General features: G+C 52.6%; 1 protein-coding gene. It reads right to left on the reverse strand.

The window, feature by feature from the left end:
* Positions 1-422, reverse strand: a 422-nt coding sequence (locus tag HBA93_RS18810) for a GntR family transcriptional regulator (RefSeq protein ID WP_221724311.1), incomplete at both ends; no start/stop codon positions are given.

The raw sequence follows: 422 nt of genomic DNA on the forward strand, positions 1-422 counted from the left end.
TGTTGCAGCACTAAGCAAAGCAGTGTGAAAGGCCGTGTGCCGCTCTTCCCATTCATCAATGGCAGTTTCGGTAGCATCAGTCGCTACGATTGAGCATCGCGACAACCGGTAATGGGTTGTGACAATCGCGGCTTCCCAATCATCGTCGCCATGCTTCATGGCTTCAAGCAAAAGCGGGACTTCAATCACCATACGGGCTTGCGTTAAATCCTCAAGCTCACCTTGTGAAACCGGAGCGACTGCAAAGCCCCGATTGCTGGATGCGGTTACCAGTTTTTCTGCTTCAAGACGGGATAATGCCTCGCGCAAGGGCGTCCAGCCAAAATCGTAATCCTCGAGTAAGGCTTTTAATTTCAACGGGGCGCCGGGGCGCAACCGTACCGACAAAATGTCATTGCGCAGCTGTTGATAGGCTTGCTGAG

It is taken from the genome of Ochrobactrum sp. SFR4 (genome assembly GCF_019730395.1).
Classification (GTDB): Bacteria; Pseudomonadota; Alphaproteobacteria; order Rhizobiales; family Rhizobiaceae; genus Pseudochrobactrum.